This is a genomic window from Phocaeicola dorei, from assembly GCF_013009555.1.
Lineage (GTDB): Bacteria > Bacteroidota > Bacteroidia > Bacteroidales > Bacteroidaceae > Phocaeicola > Phocaeicola dorei.
Genome location: NZ_CP046176.1, coordinates 664,069 through 690,149, shown reverse-complemented (window position 1 = coordinate 690,149; position 26,081 = coordinate 664,069). Strand labels below are relative to the sequence as shown.

At 38.8% G+C, this 26,081-nt stretch carries 12 protein-coding genes; all 12 read right to left on the bottom strand.

Annotated elements, in window-relative coordinates; all coding sequences use genetic code 11:
• Nucleotides 1-12: 12 nt before the first annotated feature.
• The 12 genes from GKD17_RS02665 to GKD17_RS02610 all read right to left on the bottom strand — a co-directional run bounded on the left by GKD17_RS02665 (nucleotide 13) and on the right by GKD17_RS02610 (nucleotide 26,004).
• Entirely contained in the window at nucleotides 13-3,312 is a 3,300-nt protein-coding gene (locus GKD17_RS02665) for a TonB-dependent receptor (RefSeq protein ID WP_032936391.1), read from the bottom strand.
• A gap of 55 nt (nucleotides 3,313-3,367) precedes the next feature.
• A complete protein-coding gene (locus GKD17_RS02660) occupies nucleotides 3,368-4,300 on the bottom strand; it encodes a FecR family protein (RefSeq protein WP_007836466.1) in 933 nt (310 codons plus the stop codon).
• A 70-nt stretch (nucleotides 4,301-4,370) separates the two neighbouring features.
• Nucleotides 4,371-4,934, bottom strand: coding sequence for an RNA polymerase sigma-70 factor (locus GKD17_RS02655; RefSeq protein ID WP_007836468.1), 564 nt, complete (start codon nucleotides 4,932-4,934; stop codon nucleotides 4,371-4,373).
• Nucleotides 4,935-4,998: 64 nt separating this feature from the next.
• Entirely contained in the window at nucleotides 4,999-6,546 is a 1,548-nt protein-coding gene (locus GKD17_RS02650; protein WP_007836471.1) for a pectinesterase family protein, read from the bottom strand.
• A gap of 35 nt (nucleotides 6,547-6,581) precedes the next feature.
• Nucleotides 6,582-9,128 (bottom strand): hypothetical protein, encoded by a 2,547-nt coding sequence (locus tag GKD17_RS02645; RefSeq protein WP_007836473.1) that lies wholly within the window; start codon nucleotides 9,126-9,128, stop codon nucleotides 6,582-6,584.
• A gap of 192 nt (nucleotides 9,129-9,320) precedes the next feature.
• Nucleotides 9,321-10,928 (bottom strand): DUF5060 domain-containing protein, encoded by a 1,608-nt coding sequence (locus tag GKD17_RS02640; protein ID WP_007840587.1) that lies wholly within the window; start codon nucleotides 10,926-10,928, stop codon nucleotides 9,321-9,323.
• Nucleotides 10,929-10,965: 37 nt separating this feature from the next.
• The gene (locus GKD17_RS02635) at nucleotides 10,966-12,465 is read right to left on the bottom strand and encodes a family 43 glycosylhydrolase (protein WP_007836477.1); all 1,500 of its coding nucleotides are present in this window, start codon (nucleotides 12,463-12,465) and stop codon (nucleotides 10,966-10,968) included.
• A 9-nt stretch (nucleotides 12,466-12,474) separates the two neighbouring features.
• Nucleotides 12,475-14,511 (bottom strand): RagB/SusD family nutrient uptake outer membrane protein, encoded by a 2,037-nt coding sequence (locus GKD17_RS02630; protein ID WP_007840585.1) that lies wholly within the window; start codon nucleotides 14,509-14,511, stop codon nucleotides 12,475-12,477.
• 30 nt (nucleotides 14,512-14,541) lie between these two features.
• On the bottom strand, nucleotides 14,542-17,952 hold the full coding sequence (locus GKD17_RS02625) for a SusC/RagA family TonB-linked outer membrane protein (RefSeq protein ID WP_007836481.1): 3,411 nt from the start codon (nucleotides 17,950-17,952) through the stop codon (nucleotides 14,542-14,544).
• Between the two features lie 247 nt (nucleotides 17,953-18,199).
• Nucleotides 18,200-20,221 carry an SUMF1/EgtB/PvdO family nonheme iron enzyme gene (locus GKD17_RS02620; RefSeq protein WP_007836483.1) on the bottom strand — a complete coding sequence of 674 codons (2,022 nt, stop codon included), beginning with the start codon at nucleotides 20,219-20,221 and terminating at the stop codon, nucleotides 18,200-18,202.
• A 395-nt stretch (nucleotides 20,222-20,616) separates the two neighbouring features.
• Complete coding sequence (locus GKD17_RS02615) at nucleotides 20,617-22,770, bottom strand: RagB/SusD family nutrient uptake outer membrane protein (protein WP_007836488.1); 2,154 nt, start codon at nucleotides 22,768-22,770, stop codon at nucleotides 20,617-20,619.
• 3 nt (nucleotides 22,771-22,773) lie between these two features.
• Nucleotides 22,774-26,004, bottom strand: a complete 3,231-nt coding sequence (locus tag GKD17_RS02610) for a SusC/RagA family TonB-linked outer membrane protein (protein ID WP_007836490.1) — start codon at nucleotides 26,002-26,004, stop codon at nucleotides 22,774-22,776.
• Nucleotides 26,005-26,081 lie beyond the last annotated feature (77 nt).

The window sequence follows — 26,081 nt, the reverse complement described above, 5'->3', positions numbered from 1 at the left end:
CATAATTAAAGATTACAAACTAAGATTGATGCCAAACAACACTTGCTTCGCCAATGGAAAGTCCATACTTCCATTGCTTTCCGGATCATAATTCGGGAAATCCGTGAAGGTAATGAAGTTATTCAAAGAACAATAAATACGCAACTTCTGCACCATCATTTTGGATGTCCATTCTTTAGGCAGTGTGTATCCCAATGTAATATCTCGTATTTTCACAAAAGAAGCTTTACGGAATGCCAATGAAGACTGTAACAAATAGCTGTTCGTTGAATAACCACTATTGGGACGAGGATACTCATTGCTAGGATTCTCAGGTGTCCAATAATTTACAGGTGCGCTATTTTCCAACGCACTTGGCTTGTATAACTGAGTATAGGCATCTTTTACATATTGTCCGATACGACCATAAATAAAGAACATTAAATCAAAATTCTTATAGGTGATATTATTAGTTATACCAAACGTATACTTAGGAACTCTTGAAAAAATAACCCGGTCATCCGTAGAGAAAACGCCTTCACCTTCAGAACCTTTAGGTGACATATCTGCCACTTTAATATCCCCTGGCTTAAATCCTCCAAAAGCCTTGGCCTGAGCTTCCTCACCTAATTGCCAGATACCAATCTTTTTATAATCATAAAAAACTTGAGTAGGAGAGCCAACAAACCAAAGATTACCTTCATCACGCGTTACACCACTATTTAAAGCTTTAATTTTTTCACGATTCAAACTATATGTCCAATCCGTATTCCAACTAAAATTTTTATTTTGAAACCAAATTGTATTCAATGTCACTTCAATACCTTTATTTTCTGTTTTACCTATATTCTGCATAACAGATGCATATCCAGTAGAACTAGGCAATAAACTTGGAAGTAACAAATCCGAGGTTTGTGAAATATAAGTATCAATTGTACCAGATATGCGATTTCTTAAAATTGAGAAATCCAGTCCAAGATTCCATGTCGATGTTTTTTCCCAAGTCAAATCTTTATTTGCAATCTCGCTAGGATAATATCCATAAACACTACTACCAAATGTATATACTGATTTTTTAAGTCCTCCTAAAGTAGCATAAGCATCAATTGCACTGTTACCAGCAACTCCCCAACTTAAACGTAATTTCAAATTACTAAAAATATCTTGATCAGCCATAAAGCCTTCTTCTGAAATACGCCACGCAGCGGATGCTGACGGGAAATACCCCCACTTGTGCCCCTTCGCCAAAACGGAAGATCCATCAGCACGCAAAGAAGCTTGGAATAAATAACGTTCATTAAACTTATAATTCAATCGTCCAAAGAAAGAAACCATTTGCGTCTCAATCAATTGACTGGCATTTTCTTTTGAATCAGCATTTGCTCCCAGATCGTGGAATGAAGTCAGAGCAGAAGCTTGGTTAGCTCCACTAGCCAAAACCTTTTCATATCCATAAGCAGTGGTACTACTACCAATCATTGCAGTTAGTCCATGTTTCCCAAATGTTTTGGAGTAATTCAGTATATTCTCCCAAGTATAACGCCAATCGTTATCCGCCTGAACAGAAGAGGTAGATTTTACACCAAGATTAGCTACTGTATTTTTATCTTTATAAATACCTTCCCGACTATCTGTAACATCAATGCCAATAGTGGATTTAAAGAAAAAATCTTTCAGAATATTCACATTCAAATACCCCGAAGCAAACATACGTTTCGTACGAATATTATCCTCGTAAGCACCCGGCTGCTCATCACATAAAGGACTGAATGCAGAACTATTTCCAGGAGCAGGGTTTAATATAAAATTACCATTATCATCATAAGCTCTGCCTATACATGGTATTTTGTTAGCCAAATTCAATGGATTCTGTCTCTTATCCTGATCTTTAAAAGTATATGAAACATTCACACCCACATTGAAAATTTTATTTATCTTATGATCAAGACTAATACGACCATTATAACGTTTCAATACATCATTTTTCAACAATCCTTTATCATCTTGAAAACCAAATGATAATGAATAAGATGTTTTCTCCGTACCACCAGACATACTGATTTCATAATTTTGGGTAATACCGGTACCCAACAATAAATCCTGCCAATCAACCCAATAACCTTTTTCCAAATACTCCAATTCTTCTGCATTGAAAATCAAAGCATCATCCATATATTGATCCGGCGCTGCTGAATTAGTAGTTCTATAGGCCTCTCTCTTTAATTGAGCATATTCTTCTCCATTCATCATACGAGGGTATTTAGCCTTATTTTTAATAGAAACATAAGCATTAAAATCGATTTTCGTCTTTTGTCCCTTGGCTCCGGATTTTGTTGTAATAATAATTACACCATTAGCTCCTTTCGTTCCATAAATAGCTGTAGATGAGATATCTTTCAAGACTTCAATAGACTCAATATCAGTAGGATTAATATCAACAAATGATCCGTAATCTATACCATCGACCAATACTAACGGATTATTGTCAGCTTTAAGAGAACGATTACCACGCATGGTTAATGAAATAGAGGCTCCGGGCTGCCCGCTAGATTGTGTTATATCCAATCCCGCTACTTTACCTTGCAAAGATTTCAACGCATTGGTAGTAGGAGTAGATGTAATATCCGCTGGTTTTATAGAAGATATAGAACCAGTCAAATCACTCTTCTTTTGAACACCATATCCAACCACTACCACTTCATCCAAAGATTGAGTATCATCTTTCATCACAATGTTTATGACAGACTGTTTCCCGACTTTTATCTCCTGAGTAAGATAGCCAATATAGGTCACCATTAATACATCATTCTCGTTTACATCAGCAAGAGAATAATTACCTTCAAAATCAGTAATGGCACCATTAGTCGTTCCTTTTACCAATACATTTACTCCAATCATAGGCTCACCTACATTATCTACTATTTTTCCTTTTATCATAGTAGTCTGTCGTGTTTCATCCAAACCGATACTTTTATGAGTAGTTGAAATTAAAATATGATCTCCATCAACTTGATACGTCATATTGGTACCTTGAAAGATTTTATTCAGAATAGCATTTATATTTCCATTCTCTATCTTTATACTTACTTTGTGTTTAGTATTCACCTTATCATTTAACACAAAAAGATAAGATGACTGGCTCTCAATCAAGTGTATCACTTGTTCCAAACTTTCATTCTTACATGAAATAGTGATACCTTCGCTCCGATCTGATGCTTGTACGTACACTGAACTAAATGACACACATAATAGCAACAAGACTGTTTTCAGTAATCTCACAATAGACCACCGACTTATTGGCCTATCACATACGTTTAAATAAGTTGTTTCCATGTTATTAGATTTTAGTTTTAAAAAAAATATAGTTGTGTTTTATGTATTTGAACCTCTATTTGATATAAATAATTTGTTTGTCCTCATCCTGCTCTATAGTAAAAGGAGCATCTTTCTGCAATAACCTTAACGCATTAATAACCCCTCTACTTTGTCTAAATTTTCCTGTATATTTATAATGTTCCACCTCTTTATTTTGAACAACAATGCTATCTCCAAAATATTTAGTAAAAGTTTTCATGATGTCCTTAAATTTTGCGCTTTTTATACAAATTAATCCCTCACGCCATCGGTACTGGTCATAATCGTGGATGGTTTCCAAATGAATTTTTCCATTTTTATGATAACATACCATTTGATCAGGTTTCAAATAAATATTGTTACCTTTTACTCTGACACGAACTTTGCCTTCAAACAAAGAAGTCTTAAATACATCAGCGTTAGAATAAGCTTCCAAATTAAAATGAGTACCGAGTACTTTGATTTCTCCTTTTGAAGTATGTACATAAAATGGCTTATTTTTATTGACCGATACTTCAAAATAAGCTTCTCCATCCAACTTTACTTTACGATTATTTGTTGCAAAAACAGAAGGATAACTAAATTTCGTATTAGAATTAAGGCACACAAACGTACTATCGGGTAAAATTATGTTTATTCTTTGACCGGCAGGAACAAGTATGGTTTGTAATACCTCTGATTTTTTCACCAATTCCTGATACTTATAAATAGTAACAGACACAACAACCAAAAGAACAACCGCAGCTATCTTTACGGTATAATTAATTAGCTTATATAACAACGGGGCATTTTCTTTTTGAGACAGTTCCTTTTTATCTACCAACAAAATACCTGCATCAAATATTTTCTTTTCACGACATAATGTCTCATAATTATCCGGTGAACTTTCAGCCCATCGTTTAATAGCTTCTTTCTGCTTGTCAGATGCTTTGCCTGCAAAAAAATGATACAACGATAATAAATTCATTTTCTTTCCATTATTTACTCTATAAGCACATGAGAATGGAAATACCCTAAACGAAAAACAAAAAAATTTGCTAAATTAGATAAATCAAAAAAGAAAGATAGTCTTTGAGGACAGCACGTAGAGCTTTTAATGCCTTACTTATATGATATTCAACGGTTTTTTGATTCACAAATAACTTTTTAGCTATTTCAGGGTAGGATATATCTTCATATCTGTTCATAAAAAAAATCTGTCGAGTTTTTGATGGCAATTTTTCAAGCGTATGATTTACAATCTCTTGCACCTCATTAGTATACAATTCACAAGGATCACATGCCGATAATGCTGATATCTTAAAATCCAATTCCCATAAAGCAAGTTCAGACAAAGAATTATTCTTTTCATAATGAAAGCGTTCCTGTCTTAAATAGTTCAAGCATTTATGCTTTATAGCCGTTAAAAGATAACTTAATATATTCTCATCGTTCTTTATATCTCTTCGATGTTCCCAATAATAAGCTAAAGTGTCCATCACAATATCTTCAGCTATAGAAATATCGGGAATATAAGTTTGCGCAAAACGAATAAACCGTAACCTGTAATCAGTATATAATTTATTAAAAGTTTCTGTTTCCAACTTTAATAGATCATCCATATCTGTTTCCGGTATTTAATTAGATACCTCAATATTCGATGCGCAAACTTATCTCCACTAATTATTACTTCGTCCCATTTATACAACTATCCGGCACCCAGCCTTTCAAAACAAAAGCAGGGTTCCGATAATTGTTAATCAGCTCTGTATCTTTATCTTTTGTCAGCTGGCGGGAATATGGATGACGTTTGGATACATCAACCGGATTTCCTGTCACCATATCACAAGTATTATACTCGTACATTTTAGCAGTCTTCGCTCCAATAGAACTCCACCCTTCAGGAATTATATTTTTCACTTTACAATCTATCAAGACAAACTCTGCATCAGGATAGGCCGAACCGTGGTTACTTTTAGTACGTCCGTAATCCGCCTGTTTACCATCCTCCGTAGAAAAAGTGCATTCAACAAACACATTACCATGATTGCCCGCCGTATTTCTTACCCATGAGAAAGGGCCGCCACCATTACGGAAATTACTTTTATAAGCAAACAAGCTGCCACGTCCTAAAATAGTATCACCACCACCATCCAACTCACAAGATTCCATATAGATTGTTCCATTCGCCTGCAATGCATCTCCTGAACCTATAATATGTACACGGTATAAAGCAATCCTTTCTCCATTAATCAACAACCCTTCTGCCTGACCTTTTAAATCTGTAGCAATGGTCATATCCTCAATGACTATATCCTTGCAATTATCAAGCATGAAAGCCGCCCGACGGGAAGGAAATGTACCGGGCCACTCATTGGTTTTCACAGTCAGCGGATGAGGATTAAAGACTTCATTATTTGCATAATGTACTTTAGTATCGGCCATTCCTGCTCCTTTAATTTTAACATGCCATTTATTTCTTGTATAGACCAATTCTTCATAATCACCGGGATTAACTAAAATCACAGTCTGTTGTTCATTAAAATCAGGAATAAAATCCAAGGCTCCCTGAACTGTATTAAAGTCTCCTTTTCCTGCAACATCCACAATCAATGTATCTGAAAGTTCCGGCATGTCAGATTTAGTAGTGAAAACCCACTCATCTTCTTTAGTGACTCCTTGAAAACTGCCATCAGCTAAATTTAACACACCATTATCTATAGTCACATAGTAAGTATGCCCATATTCCAGCATATTATTGTGTAGATAAATAGTAGCTATAGAATCACGCACGATGACGGGATAAAAATGAAAGGCATCCGTAAATCCCCCTATAATAGTAAGCTGATACACAGGAGGAGTAGGTTCCGCCGTTCCCGAAGGAGTACCCGGACGAGTATCTTTATTGGTAGGCATAACGGTACGAGTATAGTCATAAGGCACTTTTGTATAATCACATTCCGGACCATACGTACGGCTCTCCGTAGGACCAGGTGGGATACTCAAATCCAAACTGTCCACCACTTGGTCAGTAACTGCGTCATAAACCCGTATCATACCGGAATCTCCAAGGACAGGAGTCTCGGAAAAAGTAAGAACCAAATGAGTGTCCGGATTGACATTTTCCGAACCGGAAGCAGGAAAAAGTGTTGCATTGACCTGCCCTGTCTGATTACACGCCATTATAAAAGGAACTGCGGCAATCATACCTAAAAACGATTTTAATGTAACCATAGATTCATCAGTATTAAATTCAAGTTTTAATCACTCTATTCCCATTCCACCTTCATATAGTGCAGCATCGTTGTACTTTCACCACAACTGCCCGTATGCTGGATACCGGTGCCCCCAAAAGTGTTCGAGACTATATCCGCCTCCAAATCTACCGAAAGTTTCAAGTTCGGATCTGTTACAGGCGCCGGAAGCGGAGTTGTTGTTGAAGCGTGTGCCGTCAATTTTCCTCCTTTAGCAGTCAATGTCAGAGTACAATTTGTACGATAGCAGGTAGAAGACACCGGTTGACTGATGGCCTCAGCCACCCCGTTCTCATATTTCATCAAAATAAAATCAACCGCATTACTATACTTGGTCGTACGAATGATACGCAATGCATATCCCGTTAAAGTACGGGTATCAAACTTGATATACAAATCCAAATACTGTCCTGTTGCACTACCAAAACCTTGTCCTGCTGTTTTACTGGCATCCACATTCAAGGTTATTGCCATATCTCCATAGCTGCCATCCAATGGAGTATACAGCAAACGGGCTCCTTTCTGATCTTGCAACAAACCGGTTCCGTGAGAACCATTCATTCCCGGCCCATAAATCCAATAATCCTTATCCGGAACTACCTGCCAATCGTATGCTGCCGTATCCAAAGGCTTATATCCACCAATCGTCCAAAATCCCGGTAAAAGTTGTGGTTGATTCTTACATGGAAAGTTCTGAAAATCCGTTTCAAATATATGAGCAATATTCACTTGTCCTTTCTTTATCGGAGAGTTGGAAACAACAATCTGTTCTTTCCCCGGCACACAACGCAAGTGTTTGGGAGCAACCGCTGCCATCAGATAATAACCGACATCTTCTTTTACCAACGTATAGGAGTATTCCGGTTCATTCAAGCGAGATACAGAAACCGGAAGTCTATTGGCTCCATTTTTGTCTGTACATCTATACCAAGTTATCAAAGATTCATCTTTACGCCCATTCAATTCTAAAGCATAACTGACAGTAGCTACTCCTTTAGTGATATTCATCTTTGGAGTTTTCGTAAACGAAGGAGCCGGCACATAATCGGGAGCAACCGTAAGCTCTGTCGCACATTCCAAACCATCTTCTGTATAGGCTATCACAGTGAAATGCTTTGTTTCATCCTCCACATTAGTTGCCTCGACAACACATTCATAACCCTCGGAAGTGGATAATTTCACCTCCTTTTCGTAACCTTGTTGTACTTTCCACTTCACGGGAACATTATTCAGTACATAGTTACAATGCCTTTTTACTGTTGCAGTCAATCTGACCGTCCGGCCACCTGTTTGGATGGAAGCCGTTAAGGGCTCTACAGAAAGACAAGAGGGCATCCGAGTATAATCCCTTCCATCTCGCTTACCTATAGCAATAACACGGTCTTTCACCCGAAGAGGATCCCAGTCATCCTCTCCTCTCAATAAATTGTAAGTATTATAAACTACCTCTTCATTCTCTTCCAGCCGGAAAGCTTTCAGTTGATTCAGCTGATCCATGCAAACCGTATTATAAGGCTTGTCAGCCCCAATTACATAAGGTTGCCCGTTCTGTTTCACATTGTATTGGTAACAACGCAACCAATCTGTGGGATCATGTGTCCAGCCCGCATAAACCGGCTTCTTCGAATGATAACGGCAATCGACAATACTTAATGGTCCGACCGACTTACAAAAATATTGCCGATCTTCCTCATGACATACATAAAAGTCACAGTTCAAAAATACAGCTCCGCCCATATCACTTCTCCAAAAAGGTTTCTGACCATAAAAATGAAGTGTACAATCCAGATAAACCCCTGTTCCGGTCAATGCGTCATCCGTACTTTCCATGTGGCATTTATTAAAAAGTATCCGCTTGGCGCCATTCAACGGATTCATGTTCAAGCGGCTGATGAAATGTACATTATCCGCCACAATCTTGTCGCCATGACAATAAGCGACATGTGCCTGAGTGATGGCAGACATTCTTTTCTTCCTGCTTAATTCCTTCTTCAGAGGGTATTCCAAATCGACATTACAGAAATTCCCCATAGTCAAGTCCTTTACTAACAGACCGTCTCCCCAAAAATCAAACATGGTGAAATTACCGACAGCCCCCTGTGTCTGTCCACGTCTGGATGCCAGGACTGTATTTTCAGGATGAGTATTCAATCCGATAATATGGAGATAAGGGCATTTAACAACCAAGCCGAACGGTTCACGGCCGTCTTTACCAACACGAATAGCAGGGTCATCTGGATCATCAATCCAATAGACATAAGGAGCCAAATAAACTTTCATCGGTTCCGCTTCCGTACCAGCTGAGAAATTAGCGGCAGCTTTATTGAAACTATTAAAAACATAAGGATTACCCGCCACTTCCCTATCGGACAACTGCCCATCAACAAAAAATGTTTTCGGACCTAAAATAATTTCTTTATCTGCATAACGAAGGCAGTTCCCTTTAAATTCTATAGGTTGCGAAGGATCTAACGAACTATAATTATCAAGACTTTGTGCTTTTAACAGATGTCCCCATACAAGCCAGCACAAGACAAAAGCAAGAAAATGTAAATGTTTCATTTTGTATAGATTAAGATTTGTTCTAATACAAAATTAAACGAGAAACAGAGGACAGAAAGGTAAAAATTGGTCTATTATGTGCAAATTTTGAATAATGTGCTAATTTGCCAATTTGCTAATAGGCCAATTGACATGTAAACATAGCGGAACCAAACGGCAATTAGCATATTAACAAACTAACACATTCATAAATTATTCTACTTCAGTTATCCTTAGCAGCAGATAAGGACTTGCAGGCAGTCTTACTCTTCCTTGATTTTTATCATACACCCTATCCTTTACAGGAGCAGTCGTTTCAAAAACGACAGGCCATTCGGCTATCGTCATGTTCCAAGTATCAATGACTTCCACTTTAAAACGTACTCCTTCTTTCAAACGTGGATAAAAAGCGTTTTTTACCGGTAAATCAAATGCCCATTCCGGTTTTATTTCCTTGCCCAGATAAATCATATAATAATTTTCTCCGGCAGTCGAAGTATAAGGGTCCCAACTGCTATCACATAAATGTAGAGGATTAGGGAGTGCATCCAAAATCTGTCTTGTAAAGCCAATGCGCTTCCAGGATTCCCCTTGAAAAGTTCCTCCCACAGCCAAAAAGTCACGAGAATAATCTTTAGGATCATCCATATAACATTCTCCATGAGTCACGTAAGTCCCCACAATCAATCCTTGCCACAAGCGATAAAGGTATTCCTGACCGCTCAAGCTTCCCCATCGGTTATCCATATTACCCTCATAACATACCTCATCAAAAATAATCGGTTTCTTATAAATGTTTTTCACCGTAGCCGCTCTTCCAAATCCCTCCACAGGTGCCTGGTCCTGTATACTGGCATGAGTGTATTCAGGTTCCCAATATTTATAATACTTAGCTGTATAAGTATGAATGGAGCATAAATGGGAATAAGGATCATTCCCTACTACCGTATGTGTAAAAGTATCCCAATATTCCGGTTTTAATTCTCTCAAAAAATCATATTCATTGGCCAATGACCACCAAATATTGCGAAATGAACTCATACGGGCTGTCAGATACTTCAAGTATCGGACACCGGCTTCCAAAGGCATTCTGTCAAATCCCCAACGGCCACCATCATAAGGGTGGAAAAGAATCAAATCAGCCTCTACTCCTATTCCGGCCAATTTATCCACACATGCTTCCACATGAGCAAAATAAGCAGGATTGAAGCGGGTGAAATCCCATTCATACACAGGTTTTCCCTTTTCATCCTTTGTTATCTTCTTTATCTCAAAAGGAAACATGGAGGGTTCAGGATAATCCGGATCAAAGTTTTGCACAAAAAACAGCATCCTGATTTTATTGAACTTGGATAGCTCCAATGATTTCACTGTCTGATCAGGCTGGTTACCTGCCACATGCATCCAATCATAAGAAGTAGTTCCAACTGGATAATAACGCGTTCCGTCAGCATATTTAAAATTATAAGTTCCATCCACTTTAACTGGGCCATGATTTCCTTTACCCGGAGCAATACATTCTATCCGCCCTTTCACCTCATTCAGCACCGGAATCTCACTCTGCGTCACGTACGACCATACTCCCTGGTTCACAGGCATAAAACGAATTTTGAAGGTATCATTTCCGTCATAGAATCCACGTACAGTCAATGTAGTATCCGGTCCGCTAAACGTTGCCGTAAGCTCAATATCAAAAGGGTTCCCCTTTACTTTGGCAGGCAGGGAGATTTCATAACGTCCCCAACACTCCACCTTATCTTGGGCAAATCCACCGGAAATCCCAAAAAGCAATAACAATAAAAAAGAGCAGCAATATTTCATAAGCAATTCAATCATTAAATTCCAGTTAAACAACGCATCAATCAAGATTTCTCAAAACAAAATCTGTTACTTCCACCTGCCCGTCACCACCGGCAAAAATACCTGGGCGAACAAACAAGAAACCATATACCGTATTATGATGTACTCCCGATATCTCAAATCCCCATGGATACTTATGCCATTTTTTACCATCGGCACTGTACCAGGCCGACAATACATTAGCATCATTCCGCAAACGTAACCACATCTTTCCACATTGGTTTGCTTGAGGTAATTTTGATTCCGTACGACTTACTTGTCCACGCCGATAACGAAGCATCTGCTTATGATTAAAACCAAATCCAAAATGATAATTCTCATCATAATAAGCCACCAATCCGGCAGATGTATTTTCACCTTTCAGTTCAAAACAAGCCTCCACTTCATATTTATGAGCACTGGTGCGTGCTAATAAGGGAGATCCTTCTTTTGGAGTATTTCCCTTTGCCTCTATACTGATTTTATCAGAAGTAATCCGGAACCGATCATTTAAGTTATGTTCCCGGCACGTCTGCCATACAAAATCTTCTATACCAGATAATTTCAAACGTTCCGGTGCAGGTAAAGAAATGGCTCCTTCTTTCAAATGTAACCATCCATCTTCTTTTTGGACCAGTTCACGTAAAAGGGTCTGACGCCCCAATGTCTGGAATCCGTTTTCATAAGCATGGAAAATCATAAATAACCGTCCATCTTCCGTATCAACAATAGAGCCATGCCCTTTACTCCACCATTTTTCATTACGGGATTCCGTACGAAGAAGCGGATTGAAAGGAGCATTCTCCCAAGGGCCCATTATATTTTTACTACGTGCCTGTACTACCATGTGACTGGTGGGAGGACCTGCCGTCCCCCCTTCGGCCGCAAATAAATAATAGTACTCTCCTACTTTTTTCACATTCAGACCTTCCATGGAAACTCCTTCTATATCCCATTCCTCCGGTATTTCCCATTCCTTATAAATTCTGACCGGTTCTCCTGTAATAGAGCATCCGTCATCCGACAACGGATATAAAGCACCGGAACTGAGCAACAGATAACGTTTTCCATCCTCACTAACCACATGCTCCGGATCAATACCTCCTATTTTCAAATCTATCGGAGTGCTCCACGGACCTTCCGGACTATCAGCCCAAGTTACCATATTGGTCTTTCTCCCTTTTCCATTCAAGGTCGGGAAATAGATATAAAAACGATTGTTATGAACCACAATATCCGGAGCCCAGATATCTCCTGTAAAAGTAGTCAAAGCTGTGGAACACGGAGTCCAGTTTACTAAATCATCCGATTTGTAAACTACCAGTCCCGGGGTATAAACAAAGGAAGAATGAACCAGATAATAAGATTTTCCATAACGGACAATAGAAGGGTCTGAATTATCCCCCTCAAGAATGCGTACTGTAGTCTGATCCTCATTCAAAGGGTCTTGGGACTGCCCCCATAAAGGAAGCGTCCCAAAGGCCAATAAAAATGTGCAAATAGATAAAATGTTTTTCATATATACTCTTTATTCTTGTGCCAAGCCATATCCGTTCGTTATTTTGCCTTTAGACTTGCTCAGCGTTTCAAATGGAATAGGCCAATAATATCTGGGAGGAACATTACCTTCTTTTACTCCCGGCAACAAATTGCTATTTGTATAATGATCAGCATATTTCACCAATGTCACTCCCCAATCATCCTGTGTATAACCCTCGTCAAGCAATCTCTTTGCTTCAGCACCATCGGGATCTATATAATTAAACAGCCCCTCAATAGCCAGATTATGGTCTGTCCCAGTAACTTTTACCGGAGTAGTGCTATAATCATATTGACCTCTCCATCCCGGATACAGAGCCGGATTCGACTCATCTGGATCAAAAGTCAGCGGTGAACTTAAATACACTTTCTTAGTATATACATAATTCGAAATCACATTACCATTAGCAAATTCATGATATCCTTTTGTTTGCAAATCATTAACCATCTCCGTCATTTCTGCACGAACAGCTAAAGCTTTTTCCACAAACTTACCAGAACGAATCAAATCCCAGCGACGAGTCCCTTCACCTAGAAGTTCTAATTTGCGTTCTTGCAAAATAGCTTCCTTCAAAGCCTCACCTGAAGCTGAAATAGCATGTTCAGAATTCCCAAATGCACGTTGACGGATTTGGTTAAGTAATTGGATTGCTTCTCCTTCCGCTCCCAATTCCGCTTTGACCTCCGCTTGCATCAAAATAAGATCAGCAAGCCTCAACACCGGCCAATTCATTCCCGAAGTACGTTGAGATGTAGTATAAGGAGGATTCATACGATTCTCATCCCATTTATTAATAGCAATTCCCCCATCCAACTTGCTACCCGGAGTAAAAGACAACAGAGCTTCATTGCCATCACCTTTACTACCAGTAACAGTCACACTAGCATCTCTACGCATATCACCTGCTTCAAACTCACCATAATAGAAAGAGGGAATAATACGTAACGCCCCAAACGACTTGCAAGGCGCAGCCTGATTACTACCACCACTGGACGGACGTCCAAAAGCATAAGAATATTCACTGGTAGTAGTCTGCCCACTTTGTCCCCCTTGTATATTACCTACTTCAAAAATAGATTCTGGGCTCAGAGCCAGATCATGAGTATATTGAAAATGACGCTGAAACGGGTTATTCGCATAACTCCGGTCATCAACCGTAACTAAAGCAGCCGTCCCTTTATTATTCAAAGCAGCCTGAAAATACTTCTCGGCAATCTTATAATAATCTAGATAATCATTGCGCCGAGCATAGACACATCCTAGTTCTTCTTTTCCTTTTGTCGTAAACTGTACGTCACCATACAAACCGGGCACATCTGTACGAATTGTCTGATATCCACCGGAATAAAGAGCTATCTGTCCTAACAACGCGTCAGCAAACCCCTTGGAAAAACGTTCAGCAGTAATGCCACCTTCTCCCAGTGGATACATCAATGCTTCTGCCTCCTTCAATATCTCAATAAGATTATCATAAATTTCAAAACGGGAAGTCAATGAATAATCTTCCACATTGTTATTTTCATATCCATAAGGTACATCACCATAATGTTTTACCAAATCGAAATAGCAGAAAGCCTTCATTGTTAAAGCCTCACCATAAAGTTGAGTCCAATCATTTACTTTTCCTGCTGCCACAGCATCTTGAAATGCAGGTTTATCAGCTACCAATTCCGCTACCTTAGATGCACGTGCAATCGTAGTATAAAGCCCGTTGAAGCCTGAACCACCAGCATTTACACTTAACAATTCCGGTAATAGTCTAGCGTTGGCATTATTTAAAGAGCCTATTTCCGGATATATTTCAGAGTCTGAGCCAATGGGATCATTCCAACGATAAGCTCCCATAATACAATTCTGCCGATAATTAGCATAACACCAAGACAGGATTTTAAAAGTTTCGGAAGTAGAAGAGGTTACAAACTCATCTCCAGTGTTCTCCGGTGAAGAAGTATTCAGATAATCACTACATTGAGCAAAGGAACAGCATAGTGCCAATGCAGATATATATGTTGCTAATTTATTCATAATAATTAATTTAATGATTTGTTTTTTTGATTAGAAAGCAAGATTTAAACCAACCACAAACGAACGTGCTCTAGGATAAGTACCCCAGTCCAATCCTACTGTAGGGTATTTCGCCTTATTCTGAGAGGTATTAGCACTAACTTCAGGATCCAGACCTGAGTAACCGGTTAAGGTAAACAAATTATAGATTGTTCCATAAATACGCAATTTACTCAAACCAGCCTTATGCAAAACCTTATCGGGCAATGAATACCCCAATGTCAACGTGTTCAGACGCAAATAAGAACCATCTTCAATAGCAATACTGGAAGTAACCCCATTTTCACTATAAGGTAATGGTAAATTAGCATTTACATTAGCTGCATTTAATTGCTCAGGAGTAGTGAGACGAACTAATTTCCCATCTACCACGTCATAAATCTTATAGGAGTCTTTCATAAAACCAAGTTTATTCTCATATACTCCCTTTTCTTTTGCGCCGTACAAGGAAGCGATTTTATTCACATTATACACATCATTACCATAACTCCAATTAAAATACAATCCTAAATCAAAATTTTTATAAGTTGTATTGATATTGAAACCACCTGTATGAACAGGATTCATATCACCAATAATGGTAACATCTTTCTCATCAATGCTGCCACTATTATCCATATCCCTAAATTTCGGAAGACCCGGATAGGCATTTTGTCCGGACGGACGGTCCACCCCATGTACAGGATTAATAAAAGAACCTAAATCTGCCACGCCCTCTTTCAATATATATTGTCCGTTTACATAATTAAAGTCATCTGTAGTATAAAAGCCATCATATATAAAACCTCTGACCATACCCACAGGTTTGCCTTCCTGTAAAATATAATCCTCACCCGGGAAACTGCTACTGCCACACCAACTAGAGCCATATAAACCTGTTACATTTTCTGCCAACTTATCGACCTTACCCTTATTGAAATTTATATTCATACCAGCCGTAATATTCCAATCTTTATTTTCAAAAATCACACCTGACAAAGAAAACTCAATTCCCTTATTACTAGTCTGACCAATGTTATCATACGTAGATGTGAATCCGGTAATCCCCGGAAGCGAAGTCAACATCAGCAAATCCTTTGTTGTATTCCAATATAAATCCAAAGATCCCCACAAACGGTTCTTTAAAAATCCGAAATCGAAACCAAAATTACGTGTAATAGTTGTTTCCCATTTTAGATTTTTATTTGCCATTTGTTCCGTTGAAAGGTCATAAGAAGATGAATACTGGTTATTCAGTATATATTGATATCGTAAATCTGTTTCAGAAGTCCACGTTTGTGACCATAAATCTGAGCTGATACCATCATTACCTACCGTACCATAAGACAAGCGGACTTTCAAGTTATCTAACCAGTCTTTCGTCCCTTCCATGAAAGTTTCTTCAGAAAGGCGCCATCCAAAAGCCGCAGCAGGAAAATATCCCCAACGGTGTTCGGGGGAAAACTTAGAAGAGCCATCGGCACGGAATGTCACAGTAAACAAATAACGATCCATCAATGTATAATTAGCACGACCAAAGAATGAGAGAATACGTCCGGGAATATCTACTCCAGAAGAAAATTTACTTGTTCCATGATCTGCATCATATTGGTTAATCATGGCAAATGCATTATCCTTTGTAAAATTAGAGGGAAAGTGACTAGCTGAAATTGACATTTTACTACCTCCGGAGTCTGTAACTTCATGTCCCAACAGAATATTCAAACGATGCTGTTTAGGTAAAAAATTGAAGTCATAACTGATTGTATTCGTCCAACGCAGTCCCCAACTGTCACGCTTTGTATATTCCACATTTCCCGCATATAGTTTGGCTCCTGTTTCGTCATCCAAATAATTATTATAAATAGCTCCCCCCCAAATCTTATCTTGTTCCCATGATTGGTTTAAAGTAAAGTCAGTATGATAAGCAAAGCCATCAAACAATCTCCAATTTAAAGATAAAGTACCACGAAGTCTTTGTTTAATATATAGTGGATCATAATCTCCGATACGAGCCACAGGACTATAAGTATCCCAGGTAGACTGACGACCATACATCTCCATATTCCCTTCACGCAAAGCATTCAAGTCCCCCAAAATATCACGAGTAGCAATCGGACGAAAACGATAAGAAGATGAAAGCAATGAGCCGGAACCATTAGTTGTTCCTTCATCTCCCATAGTACGCATATCACTATAACGAGTATCCAGATTAATATCTAAATTATCACGTAATTTCTGATTAATCTTCAACGAAACACCTCCACGCTTTGCATAAGAGTTAAGTTTCATACCTTGCTCATCCATATAGTTCATCGCAAACAAGACTTTTGTTTTTTCAGTACCTCCACTAACAGACAAATCATGATTATGGGATACAGAACTATTATACACATCTTTTTGGATGTTATAATTCTTGGTGTTACGATAGCTTTCTATACCTCCTGTATTACTACCCAAATAATCACCAATACCATATAATTTTTCAAATGGCAAACGATATGCATCGCCACTGGCGGCAGCATTTCCCCAAACAAATGACAAATAATCATAAGGATCTAATGTTTCCAAGTATTTAGTCGGAGTATTGAATTTAACATAGCCATTATAAGAAACCGAAACCTTTCCTTCTTTCGCTCCCTTTGTAGTCACAAGAATCACACCATTGGCACCACGCGCACCATAGATAGCTGTAGAAGAAGCATCTTTCAGCACATCAATACTTTCCACTTGATCAGACGGAATATCATTTAAAGAATTCACAGTTACACCATCTACTAAAATCAAAGGTTCATTACTTTGCGAAATGGAACCTCCTCCTCGCACACGAATAGAAATCGCTGCATCAGGACGTCCATCTTGTGAGGTAATGTTCACACCAGGAAGTTTACCTTGCATAGCCTGTGCTACATTAGAAACAGGCATAACAGACACGGTTTTACCACTAACAGAAGCAACAGAACCAGTCAAATCCTTACGTTTAATAGTCTGATAACCAATTACTACCACTTCATCAAGCACCTCATTATCACTCTCCATCTTAATGGCAAACGTATTTTGGCTACCGACTTTTACATTTTGAGTCTTGTATCCGATATAGGAAACTACCAATGTAGCGTTTGTGGGAACTTCCAATGTAAATTTACCATCCAAATCTGTAACTGCCCCTGTAGTAGTCCCTTGAACTAAAACCGACACCCCAATCATAGGTTCACCTGTTTCATCAATAATGGTCCCGGTTATAGTCTTTGTCTGGCTAACAATTTGAGTACCATAGTTTTTCTCACCAACAGAAATCTCAGCCATCATCGGTATAACACTTATAGACATTGCGGCCGACAATCCCCAAATAAGAAAAGAACGGCTGGCTTTGCAACCGTATGCGCTTGCAAACAAACGCCTTGTTTTCTGAACATTTTCCATACTTTCCTGGGTTAACAAATAATCATTTTAGATTTAATAATTCTTTTTGTGTTCTCTTTAAACGTGCGCCATAATCATAGTATCTTAAATCACACATTGCAAAAGTAGAAATATTTTCGGAAAACAAAAATCATTTTGCATTATTTTGCTTTATTCTATTTCGATTATTTTCATTTATAACAAATAATACGACTAGAAAACAAAAGAAAAACAATACAAAGTGTTGGATATATGCGTTCTACGCCCTTTACTCAGACAAAGATTGAGGAGATATAATACTTTCGTTTTCTTTCAACCAAGCTAAATTAAATTTATAATAGAAGCGACTTGTTATCAAATGGATCATATTATCGGGTGTTTGTGTTCCAGCCAAATAACCACGAGGTTCGGCATGACTCTCATCCATTTCAAAAAACTGAGTCCAAGCCCCACCATTAAGAAAACGATAAGTACCGTCAGTCAACAAACGTTTTACAGGCCAAGTCTTACCTTCATCGTATGACAAAGCAGCATACATGCCATATCCTTTAAAAGACTTTCCTGATTGATCAGTAAACATCATTCCACGCTCCTCCTTCGGAGTACGATAAGGATGTTCAGTAAAAGAAATCAGCAAAATAGGACCTTCATTCAAACGCATCAATACCAACCGTTGTCCTCCATCAATGGGTGGAAATTCCGAAGCAGAATAATGCCAAGTCCTACCCATATCATCAGACACACTCATGGGCATACGTAGATGTCCTTCTTTATCACGAATACTATTATTACGCCCCAATGCCATCAATCTGCCATCCTTCAATTGCACCACTCCGGCATGGATTCCAGCGATAGTGGTACCTGTACCCCCTTCTTTAAAATCAGGCAAAGATGCTCCATCCCATGGATCCGTCCAAGTTTTTCCTTTATCCTTACTGATATGAACAGCCGCCCCGTCTCTTCCACCTGGTCCGGCATCACAAGCCTGAACAAACCAGCCTTCCTTTGTAATAGAGGTTCCGGCTATCACTTGATGGCGTCTCGTATGTTCTGGAGCAATAATACGAGGTTTACTCCAAGTTTGTCCATTATCTGTACTTGTACGCAAAGTCATCATCAAATTCTGCCAATGTCCGGCCGCCTCCACTCCATTAATATGATAAAGAGTCCCTTGATGGTCATTCAATAATGCAGTTCCGGTCAAGTTACGATCAGCTATCTGATAAAACATACGGGGCTTCTCCCATTCACTGCTTCCGGCACGCAAACGCGAAGAGAGCACCACCATCTCACGCCCTTTTTCTTCATTGGTAGAAAACCACACAGCTAACAAATCTCCATTATCACACCAAGTCAATGCCGGCTGATGATTATGTTTGAAGAAAGGCGTTCCACTATGCGCATCCGGTTCATGCACATAAACCAAAGGAGCAGTGAAGACAGGTTCCGTGACATATTGAGAGGCCCAATCCCATTTTATCTGAGACACAACATACTCATCTTTTGGCTGAGAAAGCGGAGCGGTCTGCGGATACTCTGCCTGTACCACCCGAAAGCCCGTCATTGCATGTTTATCCTCCGGCAACATAGCCATACGGTTTGCCGAACGGAGATATTTCACCGGCGTATTATGACTACCTCCTCTGGTCACACGTGCTATACCGTCCGAATAGCCGACAGGATCAGTCTGTTCCTTGTCTATATATGGTCCATACCAGTCCAAACACCACTCCTCCACATTTCCACACATATCATATAGGCCCCAGTCGTTGGGAGGAGTTTGTGCCACTCTCAAAGGCAAGGGTTTTAGAGTAGCCGTTATCACTTGATTCTTTTGCCAGGCGGCAGGAAGCTTGTCATCCATATAGAAGTTCCAGTAACGACCTGCCTTACACGCATATTCCCATTCAGCTTCGGTAGGCAGACGATAAGTTTTTCCTTCTTTCCGAGTCAACCAGTCACAAAAGGCAACGGCATCTTGATAAGTTACGAACACCACCGCTTCGTCATCTTCACTTGAAAAACCATTTTTACCACGCAGCGACTTGTGTTCGGGGCAGAACAATTCATATTGCGCATTAGTCACTTCGGTCAGTCCCATTTTAAACGGTTTAGATATGTGCACCTTATGCATAGGCGCTTCATCATAATTTTCATCTCCACCCAAAGTCCCCATATAGAAATTTCCCGCAGGTATTTCTATCATTGGAATCAATTCACTTTGTGCCGTAATACTTGCCGGCCATATCATGATGCTAACTATTGTACTTACTAAAACCTTTAATTTCATTTCGTATCTGATTAAAATATGTCTTGATACAAAAGTAACAGGCCATAAAAGAAGAACAAGGTAAAAATTGGTCTTTTATGTGCACAATTTTGCAACAAACGAACAAACCTATCACAAAAAAGATTTCTGCCTTTCTTATTGTAACTTCCTACAACAAAGTTTGATTACTCTGCTGCCACCTACATCTCCCTATCCATAGGTGATTCGGTAAAATGGTACAGCTATGGTAGCAGAAATTACAAACTTTAAGAAAGCAAACCTTAAGTTCAAATTGTCAATGCGATAATAACAGGAATGCTTGTTTAAAAATACATTCTTAAGAAACACAAAAAAGGAGAGAGCATTTACAATACGCCCTCTCCCCATACGTTTATTTTCGTTTAACGAATGAATTATTATTCCTGTTTAAAGCCATAACCATTCGTAAAGCCACCGGCAGCCATTACATTAGGAGTAAACGGCCACAAATAGATAGGAGCCGAAACGTAATCATAATCCCAAAACAGATACTTATCATATTCATCTCTATAATCAACCAAATCAATACCCCAATTAACTTTAGCATATCCTTGGCTTTCAAGAGATGCTGCCTCTTCTTCAGACACTATTTCAAACAACCCTTTTATTGCTAAATTGGTAGCAGGAATCGAACTTCCATAATTCAATCCCATTTCTTCCCAATTATCCTTTTGTCCGCGCCATCCCGGATAAAGCACCGGATCATTGACCTTGTCTGTCGGACACTGTGCTGTCAAACGATGACCATATATAGTTTTTGCATCAACTAATTTTGTCCATATATAAGCAGAAATAATATTACCATTTTCAAACTCATAATAACCTTTAGTTGCCAAACCATCCATCATAGCTTTAGTCATATCTTTGATTCTTTTTATATCTTCCGGAAGATAACCAGAACGAATCAATGTCCAACGACGATCACCTTCACCTGCATATTCAAACCCTCGTTCTTCAATAATCGCACGAACTAAGTCATTACCAAAAGATGCAATAAAAGCATCTGTGTTAGCCAAACCTTGCGGGAACGAACGTTCACGAACCGTTTTTAAATATTGTTTACCTGTAACCACATCACCTAATGCCGCACATACTTCCGCATAGCCCAAATAAACTTCAGACATACGCATATACGGACCATTGATACCTGATTTACGTTGTGCTGCCACCCATGGATTAGCCTGACGATTCTCATCCCATTTATTCAATGTCAAGCCACCGCCTTCAGCTTTTGAGTTGGGAACAAAAGGAATTAACTTCTCAACCCCTTTACCATTACTGCCGGTCATAGTAATGCTCACATCACGACGCATATCATTCGGATCAAAGACTCCATAAAAATAAGCAGGATTTATACGTCCCTGTCCATAGCTCTTACATGGATACGCAGCCTTTGAGCCACCAGACGAAGGACGACCGAAAGAATAGGGGCGACCATCATTTCCACCACCTTGCTGCATGGGATATTCATAAATAGACTCATCCGCATAAATAGCATCATCCATATGCATCTGTTCAAAGAAATACTGGTACGGATTATTAAAAGTACGTCCGGATTTATCCGAGGCACCCCGTGGATCAGTCAAATGAAACTGTGCATTACCCGGATCAGCCAACAAAGCCTCGTAGTATTTTTTAGCTATTGAGTACAAGTCTTGCCAGTCAGAACGACGTCCATAAGTAGCTCCATTATTTTCTTTCCCTTTGGTTTCAAATGTCATGATTTCCCCTTTTCCGTTTACACGTTTTATATCGCCACGACGAGTCTGATATCCAGCTGCATCCAAACACATTCTTCCAATCAAAGCCTGCACATAGGTTTTAGAAAAATAATTTTTATTGGCAGCAGCAATGCCGGGAATAGAACCAATGGTGTACATCAAAGGTTCCACTTTCTGCAAATCTTCAATGCATACATCATAAATAGAATCACGGGAAACCAAACCTTTAGGCACAACACCATAAACGCCAACGTAAGGAACATCTCCAAAATTTTTACACAGTTCACGATAAGCCGTAGCACGCATAGCTACCGCCTCACCATACATTTGCCCCATCTCTGATTGTCCACCATTGATGATCGATTCAAAATTTTCCGCATTTTCCATGGATGTTATCACCGCATTGGCTTTGCTTACAACCGCATACAAGCTAGCATAAATATCATTCTCCTTCAAATACGAAGTCAATCCATAACTACTTGCATATGTACCGTTTTGATAAAGACATTCCGGATAATGGCGCCCCAACTGATTAGAGAAAGACTCCGGGTGCCGTTCTATATCAGACCCGGCAATATCAGCAGCATAAAACAATCCATCGCCAAAAACCTTATTCTGCGCACAATCTCTCCACTGTTCATAAGCACCGTCTAATGCGGCACGTGCTGTTGTCGGATTAGAAAAGACAAAATCCGAATCTACAATAGAAGGAGAGCCAACCTCCAAATAATCACTACATGCTGTAGTCAAAAACATTCCAGCAAAGAAAAGTGTTGAATATACTATTTTTTTCATACGATTCATCTCCATTAATTAGAAAGTTAAATTAACACCAAAGGTATAAGTTCTAGCCTTAGGATAAGACTGGTAATCAAAATAAGGTGTAGGAAAACCATCCTTACCATCAGTCTTCGTGTTTACATCCGGATCTATACCAGAATACCCATCAATACAGAACAAGTTACTTCCTGTAAAATACACACGTGCATTCTGTAATCCAATCTTATTCATCCAATTTTTTGGGAAAGTATAACCTACTGTCAATGTATTCAAACGCAAATAAGACGCATCTTCAATAAACTTAGAACTTACGATTCCATATTCAGAGAAGAAAGAACTGTAATTTGTATTCGCGTTAAGAGCCGCCAAAGCTGTAGGATCTTTCACCAGCATCAAGTCACCGTTTGTATCAACATCATAATATTTGAAAGTTTCAGAAACGAACTTCAAACGATTCTGACCAGCGGAATTGTCTTTATTTCCCATCAAGGAGTGCATTGCATTGGCATTATACACATCACCACCAATCTGATAAGTAAAGCCTACAGAGAAATCGATTGCCTTCCAATTACCGTTAATTGTAAAACCACCTGTATGTTGTGGCATAGCTTCGCCGATAATCGTTTTGTCATCCTCGTCCACAACACCATCACCTGTTGTATCTGCAAATTTAGGCATACCCGGTACAGCGGTTTGTCCATCCGCAGCCAGCACTTTAACTCCATCCGGATAATTCACAATACCTTGAATATCCGGAACCCCTGGTTTCAACGTGTATTTACCATCCGCATAAGTAAAATCATCAATCGTATAATATCCTTCAGATTTAAAACCTTGGATAGTACCTACAGGATGCCCCTCACGGATAATATAATCATAAGCAGGCTTAGCCATAGATGAGCCCCAATCATTCATAGCTCTCGTATCTGCCAAGACTCCGTCCATCAGTTCGTCAATATTATTCTTGTTATAATTATAAGTCAAGTTTACACCTAAATTAAAATCTTTACCACGAACAATGTCAAAGCCTAAAGCCAATTCAATTCCCTTATTTGAGGTTTTACCTACATTTTGGAACTGATAGCTATAACCAGACGCTGCATCAATCGGCACTTTCATTAAAATATTCTTTGTCGTATTCCAATAATAGTCCAAACTACCACGAACCCAATTATTAAAGAAACCAAAATCAACACCTAAATTACGACTAATAGTAGTTTCCCATTTCAAATCAGGATTTCCTTTCATATCACCAGGTACATAAGTGGTTACCTTTTCACCATCCACTGTAATTTGTTTTGTTTTCCATGTTTCTCTCCATAAAGAAGCATCAATATTATCAGAACCAGAAGTACCATACGATACACGAAGTTTTAGATTATCCAACCAATCTCTTGTATTTTCCATAAAAGCTTCATCTGAAATTCTCCATGCAGCCGCAGCAGCCGGGAAATACCCCCACTGATGACTAGGTGCAAATTTAGAAGAACCATCAGCACGGAATGTAGCTGTTAAAAGATACTTACCTTTATAAGAATAATTAGCACGACCAAACCAAGATAAAGTATGATTAGGAGTACCTATCTCACCTTTAAAATAATCTTGTCCCAATGAAGGAGTAGTCATATTAATCATACCAAACGCATCATCCATTGTAAATCCTTCAGGATACCCTACACCATATATTTCAGTGTAATCTGACTTTGAAGCCAAGACTTCATTACCAACCAAGAAAGACAAATTATGATCATCTCCAAGCCCCTGTACTTCATAATTCAAAGTAGTTGCCCAACGCACACCGTAACCATCACTCTTCTTCAATTTAGCAGAACTATTATCTTTTTCTGTCTGTCCTGCATCCCATGTCTTTTCCTGGTTCCAATTACGATTTAACGATAATTCCGTCTTTGCCGTCAAGCCTTTAATAATATTCCAAGTTAAAGCACCTTTTGCACGAATACGGTACATGTTTTTTATATAATCTACAGTATCCAAGTAATACAAAGGATTACTAGTTTCTTCCATATTTGTATCACCTTGACCAAATCCAGCGGTAAAAGAAGCATCACCCAAAGGATTATCCACAGGACGATAAGTGTAAGCAGAGGTTGCATTACCAAAACCTGATCCATTAACTTCTATTTCACTATAACGCAAATCAAAGTCCGCAGTTAACTTTTTATTAATTTTTTGCGTCAATTTGAAATTCGCATTCCAACGTTGGAAACCAGACTTCACACGGATACCTTCATCATCCATATAGTTAACTGATGAATAAAACTTAGTTTTGTCTGTACCACCAGATAAAGATACATCATGATTCCAAGAAGACGCAGTCTGCATCAAATCATTTATATAATTATGAGTGGTCATATTTTTATATTCATTCAAATGATTTCCATACTTGGATCCTAATCCAAAATATCTGGCAACTCCATCACCATAAGAATCTCCCAAACTCTTCATATATGCCCATGTATTATATACATAATCATAAGGATCCATAGTTTCCAATAATTTTGGATTCTCCTTCATCTGATAATACATATTATATTTGACAGAAACCCGGCCATCCTTGCCTCCCTTAGTAGTAACCAATATTACACCGTTAGCACCACGAGCACCATAAATAGCCGTAGAAGCAGCATCTTTTAACACATCAATACTTTCGATATTGTCAGCAGGAATATCATCAATTCCACTAACTTGAACACCATCTACAATAAACAAGGGATCATTAGACTGAGTAATAGAACCACCTCCACGAATGCGAATAGACATACCTGCACCCGGACGACCGTCTTGAGAAGTCACACTCACACCAGGCAATTGTCCTTGTAAAGCCTGTGCGACATTGGCAACCGGATTAGCCGCTAATTTTTCCCCGGTAACAGAAGCGACAGAACCAGTCAAATCACGTCTTTTCACCGTACCATAACCAATAACAACGACTTCATCCAAAGTCTTGTTATCTTCTTCCAATACAATGACCAAATCTTTTCCAGATTTTACCTCTTTGGTAAGATACCCAATATAGGAAACCACTAAAGTAGCATTACTCGGAACATCCGGAATTGAAAACTTACCATCGAAATCCGTGATTGTACCATTGGTTGTTCCCTTTACCAATACATTCACACCAATCATGGGTTCGCCTGTCTTGTCTTTCACCAAACCTGTTGCGGTTTGAGCAAAAGCAACCAAACAAAGCATACTCAAAAAGAGAGTTGAGATAGCTTTTCTAGCTAATTCTTTTAGATTCATAAGATGTGTTTTTATAGTTATTAAAATGTTTTTTTAAGGTTTTGACCTTAGTTTCACTGTTGCAAAATTACGTATAT

What these genes read in the sequence shown, in the direction of transcription:
- GKD17_RS02665 (WP_032936391.1), bottom strand. Translation starts at nt 3,312, where the DNA reads ATGGAAACAACTTATTTAAACGTATGTGATAGGCCAATAAGTCGGTGG.
- GKD17_RS02660 (WP_007836466.1), bottom strand. Translation starts at nt 4,300, where the DNA reads ATGAATTTATTATCGTTGTATCATTTTTTTGCAGGCAAAGCATCTGAC.
- GKD17_RS02655 (WP_007836468.1), bottom strand. Translation starts at nt 4,934, where the DNA reads ATGGATGATCTATTAAAGTTGGAAACAGAAACTTTTAATAAATTATAT.
- GKD17_RS02650 (WP_007836471.1), bottom strand. Translation starts at nt 6,546, where the DNA reads ATGGTTACATTAAAATCGTTTTTAGGTATGATTGCCGCAGTTCCTTTT.
- GKD17_RS02645 (WP_007836473.1), bottom strand. Translation starts at nt 9,128, where the DNA reads ATGAAACATTTACATTTTCTTGCTTTTGTCTTGTGCTGGCTTGTATGG.
- GKD17_RS02640 (WP_007840587.1), bottom strand. Translation starts at nt 10,928, where the DNA reads ATGAAATATTGCTGCTCTTTTTTATTGTTATTGCTTTTTGGGATTTCC.
- GKD17_RS02635 (WP_007836477.1), bottom strand. Translation starts at nt 12,465, where the DNA reads ATGAAAAACATTTTATCTATTTGCACATTTTTATTGGCCTTTGGGACG.
- GKD17_RS02630 (WP_007840585.1), bottom strand. Translation starts at nt 14,511, where the DNA reads ATGAATAAATTAGCAACATATATATCTGCATTGGCACTATGCTGTTCC.
- GKD17_RS02625 (WP_007836481.1), bottom strand. Translation starts at nt 17,952, where the DNA reads ATGGAAAATGTTCAGAAAACAAGGCGTTTGTTTGCAAGCGCATACGGT.
- GKD17_RS02620 (WP_007836483.1), bottom strand. Translation starts at nt 20,221, where the DNA reads ATGAAATTAAAGGTTTTAGTAAGTACAATAGTTAGCATCATGATATGG.
- GKD17_RS02615 (WP_007836488.1), bottom strand. Translation starts at nt 22,770, where the DNA reads ATGGAGATGAATCGTATGAAAAAAATAGTATATTCAACACTTTTCTTT.
- GKD17_RS02610 (WP_007836490.1), bottom strand. Translation starts at nt 26,004, where the DNA reads ATGAATCTAAAAGAATTAGCTAGAAAAGCTATCTCAACTCTCTTTTTG.